The organism is Herbiconiux moechotypicola, from assembly GCF_024979255.1.
GTDB classification, from domain to species: Bacteria; Actinomycetota; Actinomycetes; order Actinomycetales; family Microbacteriaceae; genus Herbiconiux; species Herbiconiux moechotypicola.
Map to the genome: position 1 here is coordinate 12,557 of NZ_JANLCN010000007.1, position 18,669 is coordinate 31,225.

Annotated in this window: 15 protein-coding genes; 8 read left to right on the plus strand and 7 right to left on the minus strand. The window is 69.0% G+C overall.

Going from position 1 to position 18,669, the window contains the following annotated elements:
- Positions 1–249: 249 nt before the first annotated feature.
- Positions 250–1,305 (plus strand): Vgb family protein, encoded by a 1,056-nt coding sequence (locus tag N1031_RS12110; RefSeq protein WP_259479910.1) that lies wholly within the window; start codon positions 250–252, stop codon positions 1,303–1,305.
- Positions 1,306–1,309: 4 nt separating this feature from the next.
- Positions 1,310–2,305: a Vgb family protein gene (locus N1031_RS12115; protein WP_259479911.1), complete on the plus strand. Its 996-nt coding sequence runs from the start codon at positions 1,310–1,312 to the stop codon at positions 2,303–2,305.
- Between the two features lie 9 nt (positions 2,306–2,314).
- Here the strand turns inward: N1031_RS12115 and N1031_RS12120 are convergent, their stop codons facing one another.
- Together N1031_RS12120 and N1031_RS12125 are read right to left on the minus strand one after the other, a co-directional pair.
- Positions 2,315–2,977, minus strand: coding sequence for a DUF1684 domain-containing protein (locus N1031_RS12120; protein ID WP_259479912.1), 663 nt, complete (start codon positions 2,975–2,977; stop codon positions 2,315–2,317).
- A complete protein-coding gene (locus N1031_RS12125) occupies positions 2,974–3,489 on the minus strand; it encodes a hypothetical protein (RefSeq protein WP_259479913.1) in 516 nt (171 codons plus the stop codon). Before N1031_RS12125 ends, N1031_RS12120 begins: the two co-directional genes overlap by 4 nt.
- Before the next feature lie 34 nt (positions 3,490–3,523).
- Between N1031_RS12125 and N1031_RS12130 the strand changes: the two genes are divergently transcribed.
- The 3 genes from N1031_RS12130 to N1031_RS12140 all read left to right on the plus strand — a co-directional run bounded on the left by N1031_RS12130 (position 3,524) and on the right by N1031_RS12140 (position 5,491).
- Positions 3,524–4,039: a hypothetical protein gene (locus N1031_RS12130; RefSeq protein WP_259479914.1), complete on the plus strand. Its 516-nt coding sequence runs from the start codon at positions 3,524–3,526 to the stop codon at positions 4,037–4,039.
- Positions 4,040–4,066: 27 nt separating this feature from the next.
- Entirely contained in the window at positions 4,067–4,369 is a 303-nt protein-coding gene (locus N1031_RS12135) for a DUF427 domain-containing protein (protein ID WP_259479915.1), read from the plus strand.
- Positions 4,370–4,471: 102 nt separating this feature from the next.
- The gene (locus N1031_RS12140) at positions 4,472–5,491 is read left to right on the plus strand and encodes a Vgb family protein (protein ID WP_259479916.1); all 1,020 of its coding nucleotides are present in this window, start codon (positions 4,472–4,474) and stop codon (positions 5,489–5,491) included.
- 71 nt (positions 5,492–5,562) lie between these two features.
- Here the strand turns inward: N1031_RS12140 and N1031_RS12145 are convergent, their stop codons facing one another.
- The 5 genes from N1031_RS12145 to N1031_RS12165 form a co-directional block, all read right to left on the minus strand.
- Entirely contained in the window at positions 5,563–6,045 is a 483-nt protein-coding gene (locus N1031_RS12145) for a SprT-like domain-containing protein (RefSeq protein ID WP_259479917.1), read from the minus strand.
- Between the two features lie 14 nt (positions 6,046–6,059).
- A complete protein-coding gene (locus tag N1031_RS12150; RefSeq protein WP_259479918.1) occupies positions 6,060–6,749 on the minus strand; it encodes a hypothetical protein in 690 nt (229 codons plus the stop codon).
- A gap of 16 nt (positions 6,750–6,765) precedes the next feature.
- A complete protein-coding gene (locus N1031_RS12155) occupies positions 6,766–7,941 on the minus strand; it encodes a PQQ-dependent sugar dehydrogenase (RefSeq protein WP_259479919.1) in 1,176 nt (391 codons plus the stop codon).
- A gap of 88 nt (positions 7,942–8,029) precedes the next feature.
- Entirely contained in the window at positions 8,030–8,884 is an 855-nt protein-coding gene (locus N1031_RS12160; RefSeq protein ID WP_259480153.1) for a spermidine synthase, read from the minus strand.
- 75 nt (positions 8,885–8,959) lie between these two features.
- Complete coding sequence (locus N1031_RS12165) at positions 8,960–9,808, minus strand: DUF817 domain-containing protein (RefSeq protein WP_259479920.1); 849 nt, start codon at positions 9,806–9,808, stop codon at positions 8,960–8,962.
- 272 nt (positions 9,809–10,080) lie between these two features.
- Here N1031_RS12165 and rpoB point away from each other — a divergent pair, with 272 nt between their 5' ends.
- The 3 genes from rpoB (at position 10,081) to N1031_RS12180 (ending at position 18,556) form a co-directional block, all read left to right on the plus strand.
- Positions 10,081–13,569 carry a DNA-directed RNA polymerase subunit beta gene (gene rpoB / locus N1031_RS12170; protein WP_259479921.1) on the plus strand — a complete coding sequence of 1,163 codons (3,489 nt, stop codon included), beginning with the start codon at positions 10,081–10,083 and terminating at the stop codon, positions 13,567–13,569.
- A gap of 45 nt (positions 13,570–13,614) precedes the next feature.
- Complete coding sequence (gene rpoC / locus N1031_RS12175; protein WP_259479922.1) at positions 13,615–17,493, plus strand: DNA-directed RNA polymerase subunit beta'; 3,879 nt, start codon at positions 13,615–13,617, stop codon at positions 17,491–17,493.
- Positions 17,494–17,587: 94 nt separating this feature from the next.
- Positions 17,588–18,556, plus strand: a complete 969-nt coding sequence (locus tag N1031_RS12180) for a hypothetical protein (protein ID WP_259479923.1) — start codon at positions 17,588–17,590, stop codon at positions 18,554–18,556.
- Positions 18,557–18,669 lie beyond the last annotated feature (113 nt).

Below are 18,669 nucleotides of genomic sequence, written 5' to 3' on the forward strand. Positions count from 1 at the left end.
GCGGTCTCGCGGCCCGATCGGGATGATGGCGAACGCACCGGCGGTGCATCCGTTCGCCGCAAGAAGTGTCTGCAATCGGCGTGACATCGCACCGTGGGTGCTGTGCCCGCCAGAAGAAGAGGGAGCGTTCTTTCGACGCACGGGGCTCATGGTCGAGCCCTCGAGTACCTCCAGCCTAGCGCACCCGCGTTTGCACTGAGTAGGAAGTACCCCTCACGCCTCGGTGCGCGGTGGTGGTTGCCTGTCGCAATGCCCATCACTCGAACCCCTCCCCACTCGTCCCGCTCGGCTTCGACGTCGCGTCGTATCGCGCGTCTCGGTGCCGCTGCGGCCCTCGCTGCAGCCCTCACCGCGCCCCTCAGTCTCGCCACCACGGCGCCGGCGGCGTCCGCCGACCCGTTCACCGCTCCGCCCGTCGTGTCGCTCTGGCACGACCTGCCCGAGTTGCACGCCTCGGCGCGCGTCTCCGGGCTAGCCCACGACGCCGCGGGCGACCTCTGGTACAGCGACTCGGCGCTCGACGTGCTCGTGCGGGTCGACGCCGACACCCACGTGCAGACCAGCTACGACATCGCGGCGAAGTCCAACGTGCTCGGCATGGTCGGCACTCCCGACGGTGCGCTCTGGTTCACCGACTCGACCAGCCACACCATCTCCCGGCTCGACCCGGCGACGGGAGCGATCGTGCCCCACACCCTCAGCGGTCTCAGCAGCCTCCCGTGGACCGTCATGCTCGGAGCTGACGGCGGCATCTGGCTCGGCGACCCCTTCGTCGGCAATCTCGTGCGGATCGACCCTGGCACCGGCGTGCTCTCCGCTGTCGCCGACCCCACCGGGATGCCGATCATCGACCTCGTCGCCGCACCGGACGGCCGCCTCTGGTACGTGCGTCAAGGCGGCGGCAACAACGTCGTCGCATTCGATCCCTCGACGAAGGCGTTCACCGAGGTCGCCACCGTCGACGACGGCTACGGCATCGCTGCGGGCAAGGGCGGATCGGTGTGGGTGAGCGGCCCGAGCAGGTTCACCGAGATCGCGATCGACGGCTCGTCGGTCATCCCGCATCCGGTCGACCTCCCGTCGCCGGTACCGTCGTTCCCTCACGCCGTGCTGGGTGGCGACCTCGTCGGCGACGACGACAACGAGCTCTACTTCCTCGACAGCTACTACGGCCTCGGCACCGTCGACTCCCACGGCACCACGCACTTCAGCCGCCTCGACGGCACCCGCACCGCGCTGGCCTTCGACGGTCTGGGCCACCTCTGGGTGAACGACACCTGGGGCACGAGCCTCAACTGGATGTGACGCCATGAACGATCAGGCCTTCGACCGCCGCCGGTTCCTCGGCATCGCGGCCGCCGGTGCCGTCCTCGGTGCTGCGGCGTGCTCGACGACTGCGGCCCCTGCCTCGCACGCCGGCGAGCTCCCTCCCGCACCCCCGCCGCGTGACTTCATCACCTGGCACGAGTTCCCGCTGGTGGGTCTCTCGCCCGTGGCCACCGCCCTCGCGACGGATGCTGCCGGGAGGGTCTGGTACGCGGATTACACCCACCGCACGGTGGTGCGCGTCGACCCGACGGCCGGCAGCACCACGGAATTCGTCACCGGTGACGTCGTCGCGCGTCTGTGCCCGACCCCTGACGGGCGGGTGTGGTTCAGTTCTGCCTTCACCGACCGCATCGGAGTCCTCGATCCCGCCACCGGGTCGGTCGCGTGGTTCGCGGCTCCGGATTCGCAGGCGATGCTCACGCCGTCCTCCACAGGGGAGCTCTGGTTCGACGACCCGAAGCACGGCGGTGTCGCCCGGATCGACGCGTCGGGAGTCATCACCTCGGTCTCCGCGCCTGGCTCACCCACCGTGTCATCCCTCGCCGGCGCGGTCGACGGCACGATCTGGTTCGCCACGGACGGGTCGGCAGACCTCACGCGGTACGACCCGCTGGCCGGGTCGTTCACCACCGTGCGCACCGCGCTCGCCGAGATCACCGGGCTCGCAGCGACTCCTGCTGGAGCGGTGTGGGCTGCCGGTCCCGGCGCACTGCAGCGGTTCGCCCTCGACGGGAGCGTCACGGGCACGGCCGTGCTCCCGCCCGGCGCCGCGCTGCCGCGGATGCTGGTCGCCGGTGTGCATGCCGAACTGTTCTTCCGCGTGACCGATCTCGGGATCGGCCGGGTGAACCCCGACCACTCCCTCACCTTCATGCTGCCGCCCTTCGAGCGCGCCGCCCCGATGGGGCTGGCCGTCACCCCGGCGGGATCGGTGTGGTTCCTGCACCGCTTCCGGGAGACGCTCGGCTGGTTCTGACGGCTGGTGTCAGCGAGGCGCACCGTACCGCTCGCCCACCGGAATCTCCACCGGCACGGTATTGCCCGGCTGGGCGAGCGGGCAGGCCCACATCGGGTCGTAGGCGCACGAGGGGTTGTAGGCGAAGTTGAAGTCGAGCACGAGCTCGGGTGCGGCGTGTGAGTCCCGCTCGACGAGGTCGTTGAGGTGGGCTCCCTTGATGGTGTCGACGAGGTAGCGCCCGCCGCCGTAGGTGCCACCGGGTCGCCCGGCCAGTGCATCCTTCACCGGCACGAACAGGCCGCCGCCGTACGAGGTGAGTCGCCACACGTCGAGCGACCCCACTCCCGCGATGCGCGCCACGCCGAGCAGGTCGAACGACACGATGCCGTCGGTGCCGGTCTCGAAGTCGAAGCGCCGGGGCCGGTCGCCCTCATCCCCCGTCTCGATCGTCGCGCTGAACCGCCACGCCGGGTCGTAGTCGCGCACGGGCAGCCCCCTGAAGCCCGGCCGATCCTCCGGGAGGAGCGGTGACGCGGGATGCGTGGCGAAGAGCTCGTCGCGCTCCCTCCGCCAGAGTTCGTGCGCGCCCACGATGTCGTCGGCCGACTCGCTCCGCACCCGCTCGTAGAGTCCGAACACGCGTCGCCGCCAGTCCGCGGTCTCGAGTGCCGTCACGGCCGCCGGGTTCATGCGGCGTCCCCCTCGGCCTCGTCGCGCACCGGGTCGTACGCCCAGGTCGGCGCGAGCTGCTGCAGACGCCGCCCCCGCCACTGCCAGAACGCCCACAACCCGTACCAGGCGAACGGGGTGAGCAGTCCGGCACCGATCACGAGCTGATCGCGGTAGAGGGTCTTCCCCGTTCCGGCCGGGTCGGGGGCGACGGCCATCTTGTGATCCCACAACTTGATGCCGCTCACCGCGCCGCGCAGCCCTGCGCCGGAGTCGTGCAGGATGCGCGTCGACCCCTGCTCCGCCGTCTCGAAGGTGAGGCGGATGACCTGCTGCCCGATCGGCAGCACTCCGCCGCCACGCAGCTCGACCGGATGCACGCCGGGCTCCCAGACGGTCGGGAACCCCTCGACCGAGAGCGACTCGATCTCCACCAGCGGACTCGACACCTCGCGGAACACCGCGGGGCTCCTGATCGCCCGCCAGGCGGCGTCGGGGTCGCAGTCCAGGATGAGCTTCAGCAGCACTCGCATGGGTCCAGTCTCCCTGGTCGGTAGGATCGGCGGAATGCCCTCCCCGACTCTGCACAGCGACTCGCCCCAGTCCCGCTACCAGGTGCGTCTGCACCTCGGTGCTGATCCGGAGGCGATGCCCGTGCTCACGGAGGCCGCCGACCTCGTGGTGTTCGCCGACGCCCTCCCCGATCCCTCGTCGCCGTCCGGGCCGGGGAGTGCCGTGAGCGTGATCGGCTTCGGCTTCCGGAGGTCCGCCGCACGCGCAGTGCTCGAGGCACAGGCCGATGCGGGTGAGCGGGTGTTCGTCGCCGTGGTCACCCCACTTTCGGCCGGCGGGGGCTTCGCGGTCGAGGACTTCCTGCTTGCCGGCGCGGTCGTCGACGCGCTCGCCGAGGTCGGGATCGACTACTCCTCGCCCGAAGCCGCGGCGGCCTGCGCCGCCTTCGTGTCGTTGCGGGGCGCCGTGGGTCACCTGGTGAGCGCCTCGGAGGAGGGCCAGCGGTGGGTGGCGGCGGGTCGAGGTGCCGAGTTGGCCGCCCTGTGCCGTCTCGACACCGATCAGGCGTAGCGTGGAAGCGACTCAGGAGGTCGCATCATGAAGGCAGTCGTCGACGGCACCGTTCTCGCGGAGGCGCCGAAAGAAGAACTCATCGCCATCGAGGGCAACTGGTACTTCCCTCCGTCGAGCGTGAAGTCGGAGCTGCTCTCGCCGAGCGACACGCCGTACACCTGCCCGTGGAAGGGCGAATGCCAGTACTTCGACGTGACGGCGGGCGTCGCCGTGCTGCACGACCGCGCGTGGAGTTATCCACAGCCGTACCCCACAGCCTTCGACCGTGTCGGCAAGGACTTCAGCGGGTACGTGGCCTTCTGGAAAGAGGTCGAGGTCACCGACTGACCCACCTTTCCAGAGAGTAGCAACTACTCAACCCGGGTTGAGTTCTCCTCGAATAACGTGATCACGGCCCCACCCGGCCGTCCATCATTCGAGGAGAGTCCGATGTCGTCCCGCACAGCACCCGTCTACAGGATGCGCGCACTCGCCGCGCTGGCCGCCGTCGCCGTGATCGGTGGCGGGCTCGCCGCCCTCGCGCCCGCCGTCGGTGCGGGTGCGCTCGAGCCGCCTCCCCGCGACTACGCCACCTGGCACGAGTACGACACCGCGACGCCCGGGGGGTCGCCGGGGGCCGTCACGGTCGACGCGACCGACCGCGTCTGGTACGCCGACGGCACCTCCAACCAGATCGTCACCTTCCCGGCCGAGACCCCTAGATCGTGGGTCGCCTACGACCTAGGGCCGTCCATGCCGGGCATCACCGCACTCGTCGCCGCACCCGACGGCACCATCTGGTTCAACGACAGCTCCAACGGCGCGATGGGTCGACTCGATCCCGCCACGGGCACGGTGTCGAGCTTCCCGCTCGGCACGGGGCCCGACTTCCCCGCCTCGCCGGTGCTCGGGCCCGACGGGGCGATCTGGTTCGGGTGGCCGGCGGCCGGTGGCCTCGGGCGGATAGCGCTCGACGGAACCATCTCGTCGGTGCCGGAGCCCACGGGCGCGCAGATCTACAACGTCGTGTCGGCGCCCGACGGCCGACTCTGGTTCACCCACGATGCCACGGGTCTACTCGGCGCCTACGACCCCGTCTCGGCGGCGTTCGAGGCCTTCCCGGTCGACGTGCCGAACGTCTCCGGTCTCGGCGTGGGGCGCGACGGATCGCTGTGGGTGGGCGGCACGCACCTGCTGCGCAAGGTCTCGCTCGCGGGTGCCGTGCTCGACACCCAGACCATACCGGGTGCGCCCTTCGACTTCCTCCAGCCCAGTTCGCTCGTCACCGGTGTCGACCAGGAGCTCTACTTCGTCGTCGACGACTCCCGCCTGGGCATGATCGACCACCGCGGTCGCTTCGCCTTCGTCGTCCCGCCCTTCACAGGCTCCCTCTATGCCGCCGTCGCCATCACGAGCTACAACTCGCTCTGGTTCACCGATGCGGTCCGGGGCAAGATCCTCAACGGCTGAGGCCGGAGCTCCGAAGCCGCAGTCCGCCGGCCGCCGTCTCGTTTCCCCCGCGAGCCGGCCGGCGGGCTGCTTCAGTGCCGCGCGGCCCTGCGCGCGCCGCTCACGTCGCGCCGCGACCACGCGATCACGTGGGCAGCGCTGAACCCGCGTGCGCACACACTGCACGACACCCTCCGTGTGGGGCGGCGATGCCTGAAGTACTCGTGACCGGCCGGGCACCGCCCCACCCACGGAGCCAGCTCGTCGGCGCGCTCACCGTCGTGCAGCCGAGAGCCCTCGTACCCGAGCTCCCGTGCCACCGCCACCCACCTCGGTCCGTGACCCGCCGCCGACCCGGCGAGCGCGTGCGCCACCTCGTGCAGCAGCACCTGATAGATCTCGTCGTCGTCGTACCGGGCGGCCAGGTACCTCGACACCGTGATGCGCTTGGCCGTGTAGTTGCACTGGCCCGCGCGGGTCTTGGCGTTGTCGAACCCGAATCCCCAGCCCGCGCCGGCGAGATGCATCACGATGAGGGCGTCCGCCCACCGCTTCACCCGCTCGAGGTCGGCCATCGCTGCAGGCCGGCTCAGTCCGTGGAGGCGGAACCGCTGCCCGGTCCGCCACGGTGCCCCGATGCGCCGTCAACCGGTCGATGCCCGCCGACCGCCGAACCGCCGACTCCGCCCGCGGCCTCGGCTGCCGCCACACCCATCAGTGGCCCTTCGAGCTGGTCGAGCGAGGCGCCCTGACGCTCCATCGCGAACACCGTCGACTTGAAGTCGACGAGCGCGCCGTCGAAGTCTCCCAGGTCGAACAGCACCCGGCCCCGCGCGAACGTCGCCGCCGCCTCGAGCGTGCCCCACTCGTGCGTCTGCGCCTCCTCGACGCACAGCCCCAGCTCCTGCAGGGCGGCCGCGAGCTTGCCCTGGTACTGCTGCACCTGCGCTCGACGGATCCGTGCGCCCAGCGCCATCTCCCGGTCGCCCGAGAACCGGGCCTGGCGCAGCGCCTCATTGGCGATCGGCCACGCCTCGTCGACCCGCCCCGAGACCCGCAACAGCACGACCTTCTCGTTGAGGGCGGAGAGGCTCCGCAGCTGGCCGAGCTCGCGCAGTCGTGCGGAGACGGCCCCCTCGTCGATGGTCTCGCGCAGGGTGGCGGTGTCGTAGCCGGTGATGATGCTCAGTTGGTGCTCCAGAGGCCGGGGTGTTCGATTCAGCGTACCCAGCGCACCCGCATTTGACGGGCTGACGCGCTCAGCAAACCCGAACCGCACATCCCGCCCGAACCGCTCAGCCCGCCGGAACGAGATCGATCCGGTACAGCACGTCGTCCCCCGCGCGCGGATCACCGCGCCCGTCGGTGTTGTTGGTGATGAGGTAGAGGCTCGAGCCCGGGCCGCGCACCACATCGCGCACGCGTCCTAGCTGTCCGCCGCCGTACCACTCGGCCGCGGCTCCGTCGAACCCCACAGACCACAGGCGCTCGCCGCCGAGCGCCGCCATGAACACCGTGTCACCCACCACCGCGATTCCCGAGGGGCTGGCGTCGTCCGTCGCCCACTGCTGCACCGGGTCGATGAGGTTGGGGTCGCCGGCGCGGCCCTCCACGATCGGCCAGCCGTAGTTGCCGCCCGGGACGATGACGTTGAGCTCGTCCCAGGTGTTCTGCCCGAACTCGGCCGCCCACATCGTGCCGTCGGCGGCCCAGCCGATGCCCTGCGGATTCCGGTGCCCGAGCGACCAGGTCGGAGAGCCGGGGAACGGGTTGTCGGCGGGAACCGCACCCTCGGGCGTCACGCGGAGGATCTTGCCGCCGAGCGGCGACAGCTCCTGCGCGTAGCTCCCGGTGCTCGCGTCGCCCGCCGTGACGTAGAGCATCCCGTCGGGCCCGAAGGCGATGCGCCCGCCGTTGTGATTCGCCGCCCTCGGGAGCCCGGTCAGCACCTCTTCGGGGGCGCCGAGGGTGTGAGCGCCCGCCGTGCCCGCCAGGGGCATGCGCACCACCCGGTTGTCGTCGGCGGCGGTGTGCATCGCGTACAGCCAGCTCCCGGATGCGTCCTCCAGCGCGGCGAGCCCCATCAGCCCGCCCTCTCCCGCGGCCGCTACCCCGGGCACCGCCGTCACGGGCACCACCTGGCCGTCGACGATCTCCACGATCCGCGCGGTGTCGCGCTCACTCACGAGCACCGACCCGTCGGCCAGCACGGCGATCGACCACGGTGCCGCCAGGCCGGAGGCGAGTGGCTGCGGATCGCCCGACGGCACGAGCGCGCCGAGGTCTTCGACGGGTTCGGCCGACGCCGTCGGAGTGGGGGAGGGTGTGGGCGTCGAGGTCGCGGGAGGGGTGACGGATGCGCTCGGTGCGACGGATGCGGTCGGTGCCGGCTCCTCCGCGCACGCGGTGAGCATCCCGGCCATCACCAGCACCCCGGTGAGCGCACCGGCTCTGCGCGTGGTCGCCCGCATCCGTTCCTCCTTGCGTCGCGTCTGCTCCCACCCTCCTCCCGGAGCGTATGAACCGCCTCCGAACGCGACCGACCGGATGAGGGCGGGCTCAGCGCTCGTCGGACTCCCGCCGCGACACCGCGAACACCGTCCGCGCCGGAGTGGGGGAGGGCACCGCCGTGGCATCGGTCGCCACCGGTGCTCCGGCGACGAACTGTACGAGCTCGGCCCCGGCCACCACCTTCGCCGGCACGGGGTCGCTCGCCACCAGCCGCGGCAACCTGTCGAGCAGCCTCGGCAACGCCGACGACGGGCCGGAGGGTGCGGCGAACGCCACCACGTTGCCGAAACGCCGCGCCTTGAGCATCTGCGGGTCGGCCACGATCGCCACCTCGCCGAACACCTGCCGGAGCGTCGCCGCCTGGCTGCGCGCGAAGGCCAGCCCCGCGCCGTCGGCCACGTTGACCGCGACGAGCCCGCGTGGCGACAGCAGTCCCGCCACCAGCTCGTAGAACTCCACGCTCGTCACGTGTGCCGGCGTGCGCGCTCCGGAGAAGACGTCGACCACCACCACGTCGACGGCTCCGTGCAGGCCGGGAGGCAGTTTGGCGAGCACCTCGCGGGCGTCGCCGTGACGCACCCGGATGCTCGCACCTCGCGGCAGCGGCAGCTGCTCGCGCACGAACGCCACGAGCTCGCCGTCGATCTCCACCACCTGTTGCCGCGATCCCGGCCGTGTGGCCTCGACGTACCGGGGGAGGGTGAACGCCCCTCCGCCCAGGTGCACCGCCGTGATCGGTTCGCCCTCCTCGGCCACGAGGTCGATCCCGTGGCCGATGCGCCGCACGTACTCGAACGCGAGATAGCCCGGGTCGTCGAGGTCGACGTGCGACTGAGGCGTGCCGTCGACGATGAGCACGGACGCCCCGTCACGGAAACGGTCCGGCTCCACGGTCGCGAGCATCCCGTTCGCGAGCCGGGTCGACGGATGCTCGGTGGGCGCCCTGCGCCTGTCGCGTTCCCGTGCCACCGTTCGACCCTACTCCGCGTCGTCCGGCGCCCGCGGCGGGTACACCCAGGTCACCAGCACCACCGAGATGATCATGAGCAGCGCCCACGACACGAGCTTCGCGGCCGACACGAGCTGCCACCCGCCCTCCTGGTCGGGGTAGCTCCACGCCCCCGAGAGCGTCGCGATGTTCTCGGCCAGCCAGATGAACACGGCGACGAGCGCGAACGCCACGAGAACCGGCATCCGGCCCGTCCAGCGGAACACCCGGAACGACATGACCGTGCGCCCGAAGACCACGATCGTCGCCGCGACCAGGATCCACCGGAGATCCCACACGTAGTGATGGGTGAAGAAGTTGAGGTAGATCGCCCCGGCCAGGACGGCGGTGACCCACACCGGGGGATACCGAGTGAACCGGAGGTCGAACAGCCGGTACACGCGCACGAGGTACGAACCCACCGCGGCGTACATGAAGCCGCTGAACAGAGGCACGCCCGCGATCCTCAGCACGCCGTCGGCCCCGTACGCCCACGAGCCGACGTCGGTCTTGAAGACTTCCATCACCGTGCCCACAACGTGGAAGAGCACGATCACCCGCAGCTCCCGCCAGGTCTCCAGCCGCGTCGCCACCATCACGACCTGGATGGCCACCGCGGCGAGCGTGAGAAAGTCGTTGCGGGCGAGCGCGGCATCCGACGGGTACCAGAGCCGCACCGCGACGATGACGGCGAGAAGGGCGCCTCCGAAGACACAGGCCCAAGCCTGTTTGAGTCCGAAGGCGAGGAACTCCACCAGCCACGACGACGGTCCGCGCGTGGGGGTGCGGGCGAGGATGCGCCGCCAGCGGCCTTCGAGGTAGCGCTCCGCATCGGTCATCCGCGCGTTATACCCGAGAATCCGGAACTGGTCAAGAAAAAGACTGGACAGGCGTGTCGGAAACACCTATAGTTGTTCTTTGCGCTCCCAGAACACTCATGCCTTCATATTGTGGTCGGCAGCCGCGCGGAGATGACGGTCATTCGGTGACACCACACCGCGCAGCAACACTCTAGAACCAAATGGCGGGTTCAGACCATCTCTCGGGAGTTCTCGACACACATCGACCGTAAGTAACGCAAGGCCCGACGGGGCCCACGGAGGTTATTTCCTTGGCTGCTGCGCGCAACGCAACCACCAACTCACCCAAGAACGGTCGGGCCCACTCGCGGCTCTCGTTCGCCAAGATCACCGACACGCTCACCGTCCCCGATCTGCTCGCCCTGCAGACGGAGAGCTTCGACTGGCTGGTCGGGAACGACGTGTGGAAGGCACGCGTCGCCGAAGCCCAGGCCGCCGGCCGTCAAGATCTGCCGAGCCACTCGGGTCTGGACGAGATCTTCGAGGAGATCTCCCCGATCGAAGACCTCGGCGAGACCATGCAGCTCAGCTTCACGAGCCCGTTCCTCGAGCCCGAGAAGTACACCATCGACGAGTGCAAGGAGCGCGGCAAGACCTACGCCGCTCCCCTCTACGTCGAGGCCGAGTTCATGAACCACCAGACCGGTGAGATCAAGACCCAGACGGTCTTCATGGGCGACTTCCCGCTCATGACCGAGAAGGGCACCTTCATCATCAACGGCACCGAGCGTGTCGTGGTGTCGCAGCTGGTTCGCAGCCCCGGCGTGTACTTCGAGCGCACCCCCGAGAAGACCTCCGACAAGGACATCTACTCGGCCCGCGTCATCCCGAGCCGCGGTGCCTGGCTCGAGTTCGAGATCGACAAGCGCGACCAGGTGGGCGTGCGCATCGACCGCAAGCGCAAGCAGTCCGTCACCGTCTTCCTCAAGGCGCTCGGACTCACCTCCGAGGAGATCCTCGAGGAGTTCAAGGGCTACGCCTCCATCGAGGCCACCCTCGAGAAGGACTCCATCCTCACCAAGGAGGAGGCCCTGAAGGACATCTACCGCAAGCTCCGCCCGGGTGAGCAGGTCGCCGCCGAGGCCGCGCGTGCGCTGCTGGACAACTTCTACTTCAACCCCAAGCGCTACGACCTGGCGAAGGTGGGTCGTTACAAGATCAACCGCAAGCTCGGCATCGACGCGCCGCTGTCCGACTCGGTGCTCACCACGCAGGACATCATCGCCACCATCAAGTACCTGGTGGCCCTGCACGACAACCAGACGCACCTGTCGGGCGTGCGCGACGGCAAGCCCGTCGAGATCCGTCTCGACGTCGACGACATCGACCACTTCGGCAACCGCCGCATCCGCGCGGTCGGCGAGCTCATCCAGAACCAGGTGCGCACCGGACTGTCGCGCATGGAGCGTGTCGTGCGTGAGCGCATGACCACGCAGGACATCGAGGCGATCACCCCGCAGACCCTGATCAACGTGCGCCCCGTCGTGGCCGCGATCAAGGAGTTCTTCGGCACCTCGCAGCTGTCGCAGTTCATGGACCAGAACAACCCGCTCGCGGGCCTGACCCACAAGCGCCGCCTCAGCGCCCTGGGCCCCGGCGGTCTCTCCCGTGAGCGCGCCGGCGTCGAGGTGCGCGACGTGCACCCGAGCCACTACGGCCGCATGTGCCCGATCGAGACCCCTGAGGGCCCGAACATCGGTCTCATCGGCTCGCTCGCGTCGTTCGCCCGCATCAACTCCTTCGGTTTCATCGAGACCCCCTACCGTCGCGTCGTGAACGGCAAGGTCACCGAGAACATCGACTACCTCACCGCGAGCGAGGAGGACGACTTCATCGTCGCCCAGGCCAACGCGCCCCTCACCGCGGACTCGCACTTCGCCGAGCAGCGCGTGCTGGCTCGTAAGAAGGGCGGCGAGGTCGACCTGTTCCCGGCCGACGAGATCGGCTACATGGATGTCTCGCCGCGCCAGATGGTGTCGGTCGCGACCTCGCTCATCCCGTTCCTCGAGCACGACGACGCCAACCGCGCGCTCATGGGTGCGAACATGCAGCGCCAGGCCGTTCCGCTGCTGCGCAGCGAGAGCCCCGTGGTCGGCACCGGTATGGAGGGCTTCGCCGCCATCGACGCCGGAGACGTGGTCGTGGCGAACAACGCCGGTGTGGTGCAGGAGGTCTCGGCCGATGTCGTGACCGTTCTGCTCGACGAGGGCGGCACCGAGGACTACTACCTGCGCAAGTTCGACCGCTCCAACCAGGGCACGAGCTACAACAACCGCGTCATCGTCTCGGAGGGTGAGCGCATCGAGGTGGGTCAGGTCATCGCCGATGGCCCCGCCACCGAGAACGGCGAGCTCGCGCTCGGCAAGAACCTCCTCGTGGCGTTCATGCCGTGGGAGGGTCACAACTTCGAAGACGCCATCATCCTCAGCCAGAACCTGGTGAAGGACGACGTGCTCTCGTCGATCCACATCGAGGAGTACGAGGTCGACGCCCGCGACACCAAGCTCGGCAAGGAGGAGATCACCCGTGACCTCCCCAACGTGAGCCCGGAGCTCCTGGCCGACCTCGACGAGCGCGGCATCATCCGCATCGGTGCCGAGGTGCGCCCCGGCGACATCCTCGTCGGCAAGGTCACCCCGAAGGGCGAGACCGAGCTCAGCGCCGAGGAGCGCCTCCTGCGCGCCATCTTCAACGAGAAGAGCCGCGAGGTGCGCGACACCAGTCTCAAGGTGCCGCACGGTGAAGAGGGCACGATCATCGCCGTCAAGGAGTTCTCGGCCGAGAACGACGACGAGCTGGGCTCCGGTGTGAACCAGCGCGTGGTGGTGTACATCGCCCAGAAGCGCAAGATCACCGCGGGTGACAAGCTCGCCGGCCGTCACGGCAACAAGGGCGTCATCTCGAAGATCCTCCCGGTCGAGGACATGCCCTTCCTCGCCGACGGAACTCCGGTCGACATCGTCCTGAACCCGATGGGCATCCCGGGCCGCATGAACTTCGGCCAGGTGCTGGAGACCCACCTCGGGTGGATCGCCAAGCAGGGCTGGGAGGTCGACGGCAAGCCGAAGTGGGCCGCGAACCTGCCTGAGCAGGCGCGTTCCGCCGCCCCGAACACCAAGGTCGCCACCCCGGTGTTCGACGGCGCCTCGGAGGAGGAGATCGCGGGTCTGCTCGACTCGACGCTGCTCACCCGCGACGGCGAGCGGCTGATCGACTCCACCGGAAAGACCCGTCTGTTCGACGGCCGATCCGGTGAGCCCTTCCCGAACCCGGTCTCGGTCGGCTACATGTACATCCTGAAGCTGCACCACCTGGTCGACGACAAGATCCACGCCCGTTCGACCGGCCCGTACTCGATGATCACGCAGCAGCCGCTGGGTGGTAAGGCGCAGTTCGGTGGTCAGCGCTTCGGTGAGATGGAGGTGTGGGCCCTCGAGGCGTACGGCGCGGCCTACGCCCTGCAGGAGCTGCTCACCATCAAGTCCGACGACATCCTCGGCCGCGTGAAGGTCTACGAGGCCATCGTCAAGGGTGAGAACATCCAGGAGCCCGGCATCCCCGAGAGCTTCAAGGTGCTCATCAAGGAGATGCAGTCGCTCTGCCTGAACGTCGAGGTGCTCTCGGCCGACGGCACCGCGGTCAGCCTGCGCGACACCGATGACGAGGTCTTCCGTGCCGCCGAGGAGCTCGGCATCAACATCTCCAGCCGCTTCGAGTCGTCGTCCATCGACGACATCTGAGCCGGCAACCACTGATTACGACTTTTTCCAAGGAGAGAAGGAAAATTGCTCGACGCAACAACTTTTGACGAGCTGCGGATCGGCCTCGCGACGGCCGACGACATCCGCAAGTGGTCGCACGGTGAGGTCAAGAAGCCCGAGACCATCAACTACCGCACGCTGAAGCCGGAGAAGGACGGCCTCTTCGGCGAGCAGATCTTCGGCCCGAGCCGCGACTGGGAGTGCTCCTGCGGCAAGTACAAGCGCGTGCGCTTCAAGGGCATCGTCTGCGAGCGCTGCGGCGTGGAGGTCACGAAGTCGTCGGTGCGCCGTGAGCGCATGGGCCACATCGAGCTCGCCGCCCCGGTCACGCACATCTGGTACTTCAAGGGTGTGCCGTCGCGGCTCGGCTACCTGCTCGACATGGCGCCGAAAGACCTCGAGAAGGTCATCTACTTCGCGGCGTACATGATCATCTCGGTCGACGAGGAGGGCCGTCACGACGACATGCCCGGTCTCGAGAACGAGCTGCGCCTCGAGATCAAGACCCTCGCCGACCAGCGTGACGCCCGCATCGCCGACCGCCTGTCGCGCCTCGAGGCCGACCTCGCCGAACTCGAGAACGAGGGTGCGAAGGCCGACCAGAAGCGCCGCACCAAGGACGGCGCCGAGAAGGAGATGGCGCAGACCCGCAAGGCCTACGACGACCAGATCTCCCAGCTCGAGCGCGTGTGGGAGGACTTCCGCGGCCTCAAGGTGGGCGAGCTGAAGCCCGAGGACGCGATCTTCCACGAGCTGCAGGACCGCTACGGCATGTACTTCGAGGCCTACATGGGCGCCGAGGCCATCAAGAAGCGCCTGGAGGCGTTCGACCTCGCGACCGAGTCCGACACGCTGCACCTGCAGATCGCCGAGGGCAAGGGTCAGAAGAAGATCCGCGCCATCAAGCGTCTGCGCGTGGTGAACTCCTTCCTGCAGACCGGCAACTCGCCGGCCGCGATGGTGCTCGACGTGGTGCCGGTCATCCCGCCGGAGCTGCGCCCGATGGTGCAGCTCGACGGTGGCCGCTTCGCGACCAGCGACCTGAACGACCTCTACCGCCGCGTGATCAACCGCAACAACCGCCTCCGTCGTCTGCTCGATCTCGGCGCCCCCGAGATCATCGTGAACAACGAGAAGCGCATGCTGCAGGAGGCCGTCGACGCCCTGTTCGACAACGGCCGCCGCGGTCGCCCCGTCACGGGTACCGGCAACCGCGCCCTGAAGTCTCTGAGCGACATGCTCAAGGGAAAGCAGGGTCGTTTCCGCCAGAACCTGCTCGGCAAGCGCGTCGACTACTCGGGCCGTTCGGTCATCATCGTCGGCCCGCAGCTGAAGCTGCACCAGTGCGGTCTGCCCAAGCAGATGGCGCTCGAGCTCTTCAAGCCGTTCGTCATCAAGCGCCTGATCGACCTGAGCCACGCCCAGAACATCAAGGCCGCCAAGCGCATGGTGGAGCGTTCGCGCCCGCAGGTGTGGGACGTGCTCGAGGAGATCATCCGCGAGCGCCCCGTGCTGCTCAACCGCGCGCCCACGCTGCACCGTCTCGGCATCCAGGCCTTCGAGCCCCAGCTGGTCGAGGGCAAGGCGATCCAGCTGCACCCGCTCGTCTGCGCCGCGTTCAACGCGGACTTCGACGGTGACCAGATGGCCGTGCACCTGCCCCTGTCGGTGGAGGCCCAGGCCGAGGCGCGCATCCTGATGCTCGCGTCGAACAACATCCTGAAGCCGTCGGATGGCCGCCCGGTCACCCTGCCGACCCAGGACATGATCATCGGTCTGCACCACCTCACCACGGTGAAGGAGGGGGCGACCGGCGAGGGCCGCGCGTTCTCGAGCGTCTCCGAGGCGATCCTGGCGAAGGACCAGGGCACCCTCGACCTCAACGCGATGGTGAAGATCCGGATGAGCGGCGTGCACTTCGCCGAGGGCACCGGTCCCGAGGGCTACGACGGCGGGGTCATCCTGCTCGACACCACCCTCGGCCGCGCGCTCTTCAACGAGGCGTTGCCCGAGGACTACCCCTTCGTGCAGCAGGTGGCCGACAAGGGCACCATCTCGGCGATCGTCAACGACCTCGCCGAGCGCTACCCGAAGGTGGAGGTCGCGGCCTCGCTCGACCGCATCAAGGACGCCGGCTTCTACTGGGCCACCCGCTCGGGTGTCACGGTGGCGCTCAGCGACATCCTCACGCCTCCCACGAAGCGCGAGATCGTCGCCGGCTACGAGAAGCAGGCCGCCAAGGTGCAGGCGCAGTTCGAGAAGGGTCTCACGACCGACCTCGAGCGTCGCCAGGAGCTCATCCAGATCTGGACGAAGGCCACCGACGAGGTCGCCGCAGCCATGCGCGCGAACTTCCCGGCCGACAACACGATCAACCGGATGGTCACCTCGGGTGCCCGTGGTAACTGGCTGCAGGTGCGCAACATCGCCGGTATGCGAGGCCTCGTGAACAACCCGAAGGGTGAGATCATCCCTCGCCCGATCATCTCCTCGTACCGCGAGGGCCTGTCGGTGGCGGAGTACTTCATCGCCACCCACGGTGCCCGCAAGGGTCTCGCCGACACCGCGCTCCGCACCGCCGACTCCGGGTACCTCACCCGTCGTCTGGTGGACGTGTCGCAGGACGTCATCATCCGCGAGACCGACTGCGGCACCTCGCGCGGTCTCGAGCTGCCGATCGCGATCGAGGAGGCCCCGGGCGTCTGGGTGCGCGACTCGAACGTCGAGAACTCGGTCTACGCCCGGTCGCTCGCGGCCGACGCCGTGAACGAGGCGGGCGAGGTCGTGGCCGAGGCCGGTGACGACGTCGGAGACGTGCTCATCGACAAGCTGGTCGCGGCCGGCGTGCGCACCATCAAGGTGCGCTCGGTGCTCACCTGCGAGTCGGCGGTCGGCGTCTGCGCCACCTGCTACGGCCGTTCGCTGGCCACGGGCAACCTCGTCGACATCGGCGAGGCCGTGGGCATCATCGCGGCCCAGTCGATCGGTGAGCCCGGTACCCAGCTCACCATGCGCACCTTCCACACCGGTGGTTCGGCCTCGGCCGACGACATCACGCAGGGTCTGCCCCGCGTGCAGGAGCTCTTCGAGGCCCGCACCCCCAAGGGTGCGTCGCCCATCGTCGAGGCCGCCGGCCGCGTCACCATCGAAGACACCGACCGCAGCCGCAAGGTGATCCTCACGCCCGACAACGGCGACGAGCCGATCGCCTACCCGGTGCTGAAGCGTGCCACCCTCCTCATCGAGGACGGGCAGCACGTGGAGCTCGGGCAGCAGCTCATCGTCGGCGCCGTCGACCCCAAGGAGGTCCTGCGGGTCAAGGGCGTGCGCGAGGTGCAGAAGCACCTCGTGGGCGGTGTGCAGGGCGTCTACCGCTCGCAGGGTGTGCCGATCCACGACAAGCACATCGAGGTCATCGTGCGCCAGATGCTGCGCAAGGTCACCGTCGTCGAGCACGGCGACACCGACCTGCTGCCCGGTGAGCTCGTCGACCGGTCGCGCTACACCGAGGTGAACCGCGCCGCTCTCGCCGAGGGCAAGAAGCCCGCTTCGGCTCGCCAGGAGGTCATGGGTATCACCAAGGCCTCGCTCGCGACCGAGTCGTGGCTGTCGGCCGCGTCGTTCCAGGAGACCACGCGTGTTCTCACGCAGGCCGCCATGGAGGGCAAGTCCGACCCGCTGGTGGGCCTGAAGGAGAACGTGATCATCGGAAAGCTGATCCCGGCCGGAACCGGTCTCCAGAAGTACCGCAACGTCACCGTCGAGGCCACCGAGGAGGCCAAGGCCGAGCGCTACCCGAACCGCATCTTCACGGATGACTCGGTGTTCTCGGAGGCCGACCTCTCCTTCGTCGACTTCGACAGCTTCAGCTCGGACGACTACACCCCCGGCACCTACAACTAGGCGCCGGCGGACGGTCGATCCGCACCGGAGATCAGAAGGGCTCCTCACCGCATGGTGGGGGGCCCTTCTGCGTGCGTCTTGGTACAGTGACGCCATGAGCGACGAACGCCGAGACGACAAGCCGGAGTTTCCGGAGAGTGCGGCGACCCCGGCCGAGCCGGCCGCCCCGTCCACCCCGCCGATGCCGGCGATCCCGGGGTGGGAGCCGACGGGTTCGCGCGACCTCACCCCCGACCGCGCGACACCGGTGGTCGAGGAGACGGTCGTCGAGGAGCCCGCCGTGGTGGAGCAGGCCCCGTCGCCCGCTGACGGGCAGACCAGGGCCCCCATCGGCGGGCCGTACGTCGTGACCGAGACCGGGGCGCCGGTGGCGGAGCAGGCCGTCGTGGCCTACGAGCGCCAGCCCATCGGCGGTCCCTACGTCACCTCGTCGGAGCCGGCCGCCTACCCCGATCCCGAGCCCGCCGCGTATGCGGCCGTGCCTGCCGCGGCGCCCGTGGGCGAGGTCGCGTACGCGCAGTATCAGCCGGTTCCCCAGCCGGTCGCTCCCGTGGCTCCCACGCCCCGGGGCAACCGCGGGGGCGGCACGCTTCTCGCGCTGGCGGGTACGGTCGTGTTCGCGGCGGTGTTCGCGGCCGTGGCGTTCGTGATCGTCACCCTCAACGTCCCGGGAGCCGCCGGTCTGGCGGCGTTCGGATCGTTCCTGGCCAGTGCCGCGTTCATCGTGCCGGTGGTCGTGTTCGCGGTCTCGCTCATCCTGATCGTGCTCATCGTCAACCGGGCAGGCTGGTGGGCCTACGTGCTCGGCGGTTTCGTGGTGGCGGTGCTGGTGTACGTCGGCGGGATAGCGGGTGCCCTGGTGCACGTGCAGGCCTGGGGATGGCAGCCGCAGGAGCAGTACGACTTCGTCCGCTCGCTCACGATGGACCCGCTCACGCTGGCGGGTGCCATCATCGCCCGCGAGGTGTCGATCTGGACAGGCGCGGTGATCGCCGCGCGCGGGCGCAGGGTGAAGACGGCGAACGCCGCAGCCTACGCCGAGTGGCAGCAGCGCGACATTTGACCGAAGGGCAAACGGGGGCTATCATTTTCCGGGTGTGTGCATACTTGCATGCCCAGATTTAGAGCGAAGCAGAACGAAAGTTCCCACTGCTCCACCAACCAGCGATACCAGAG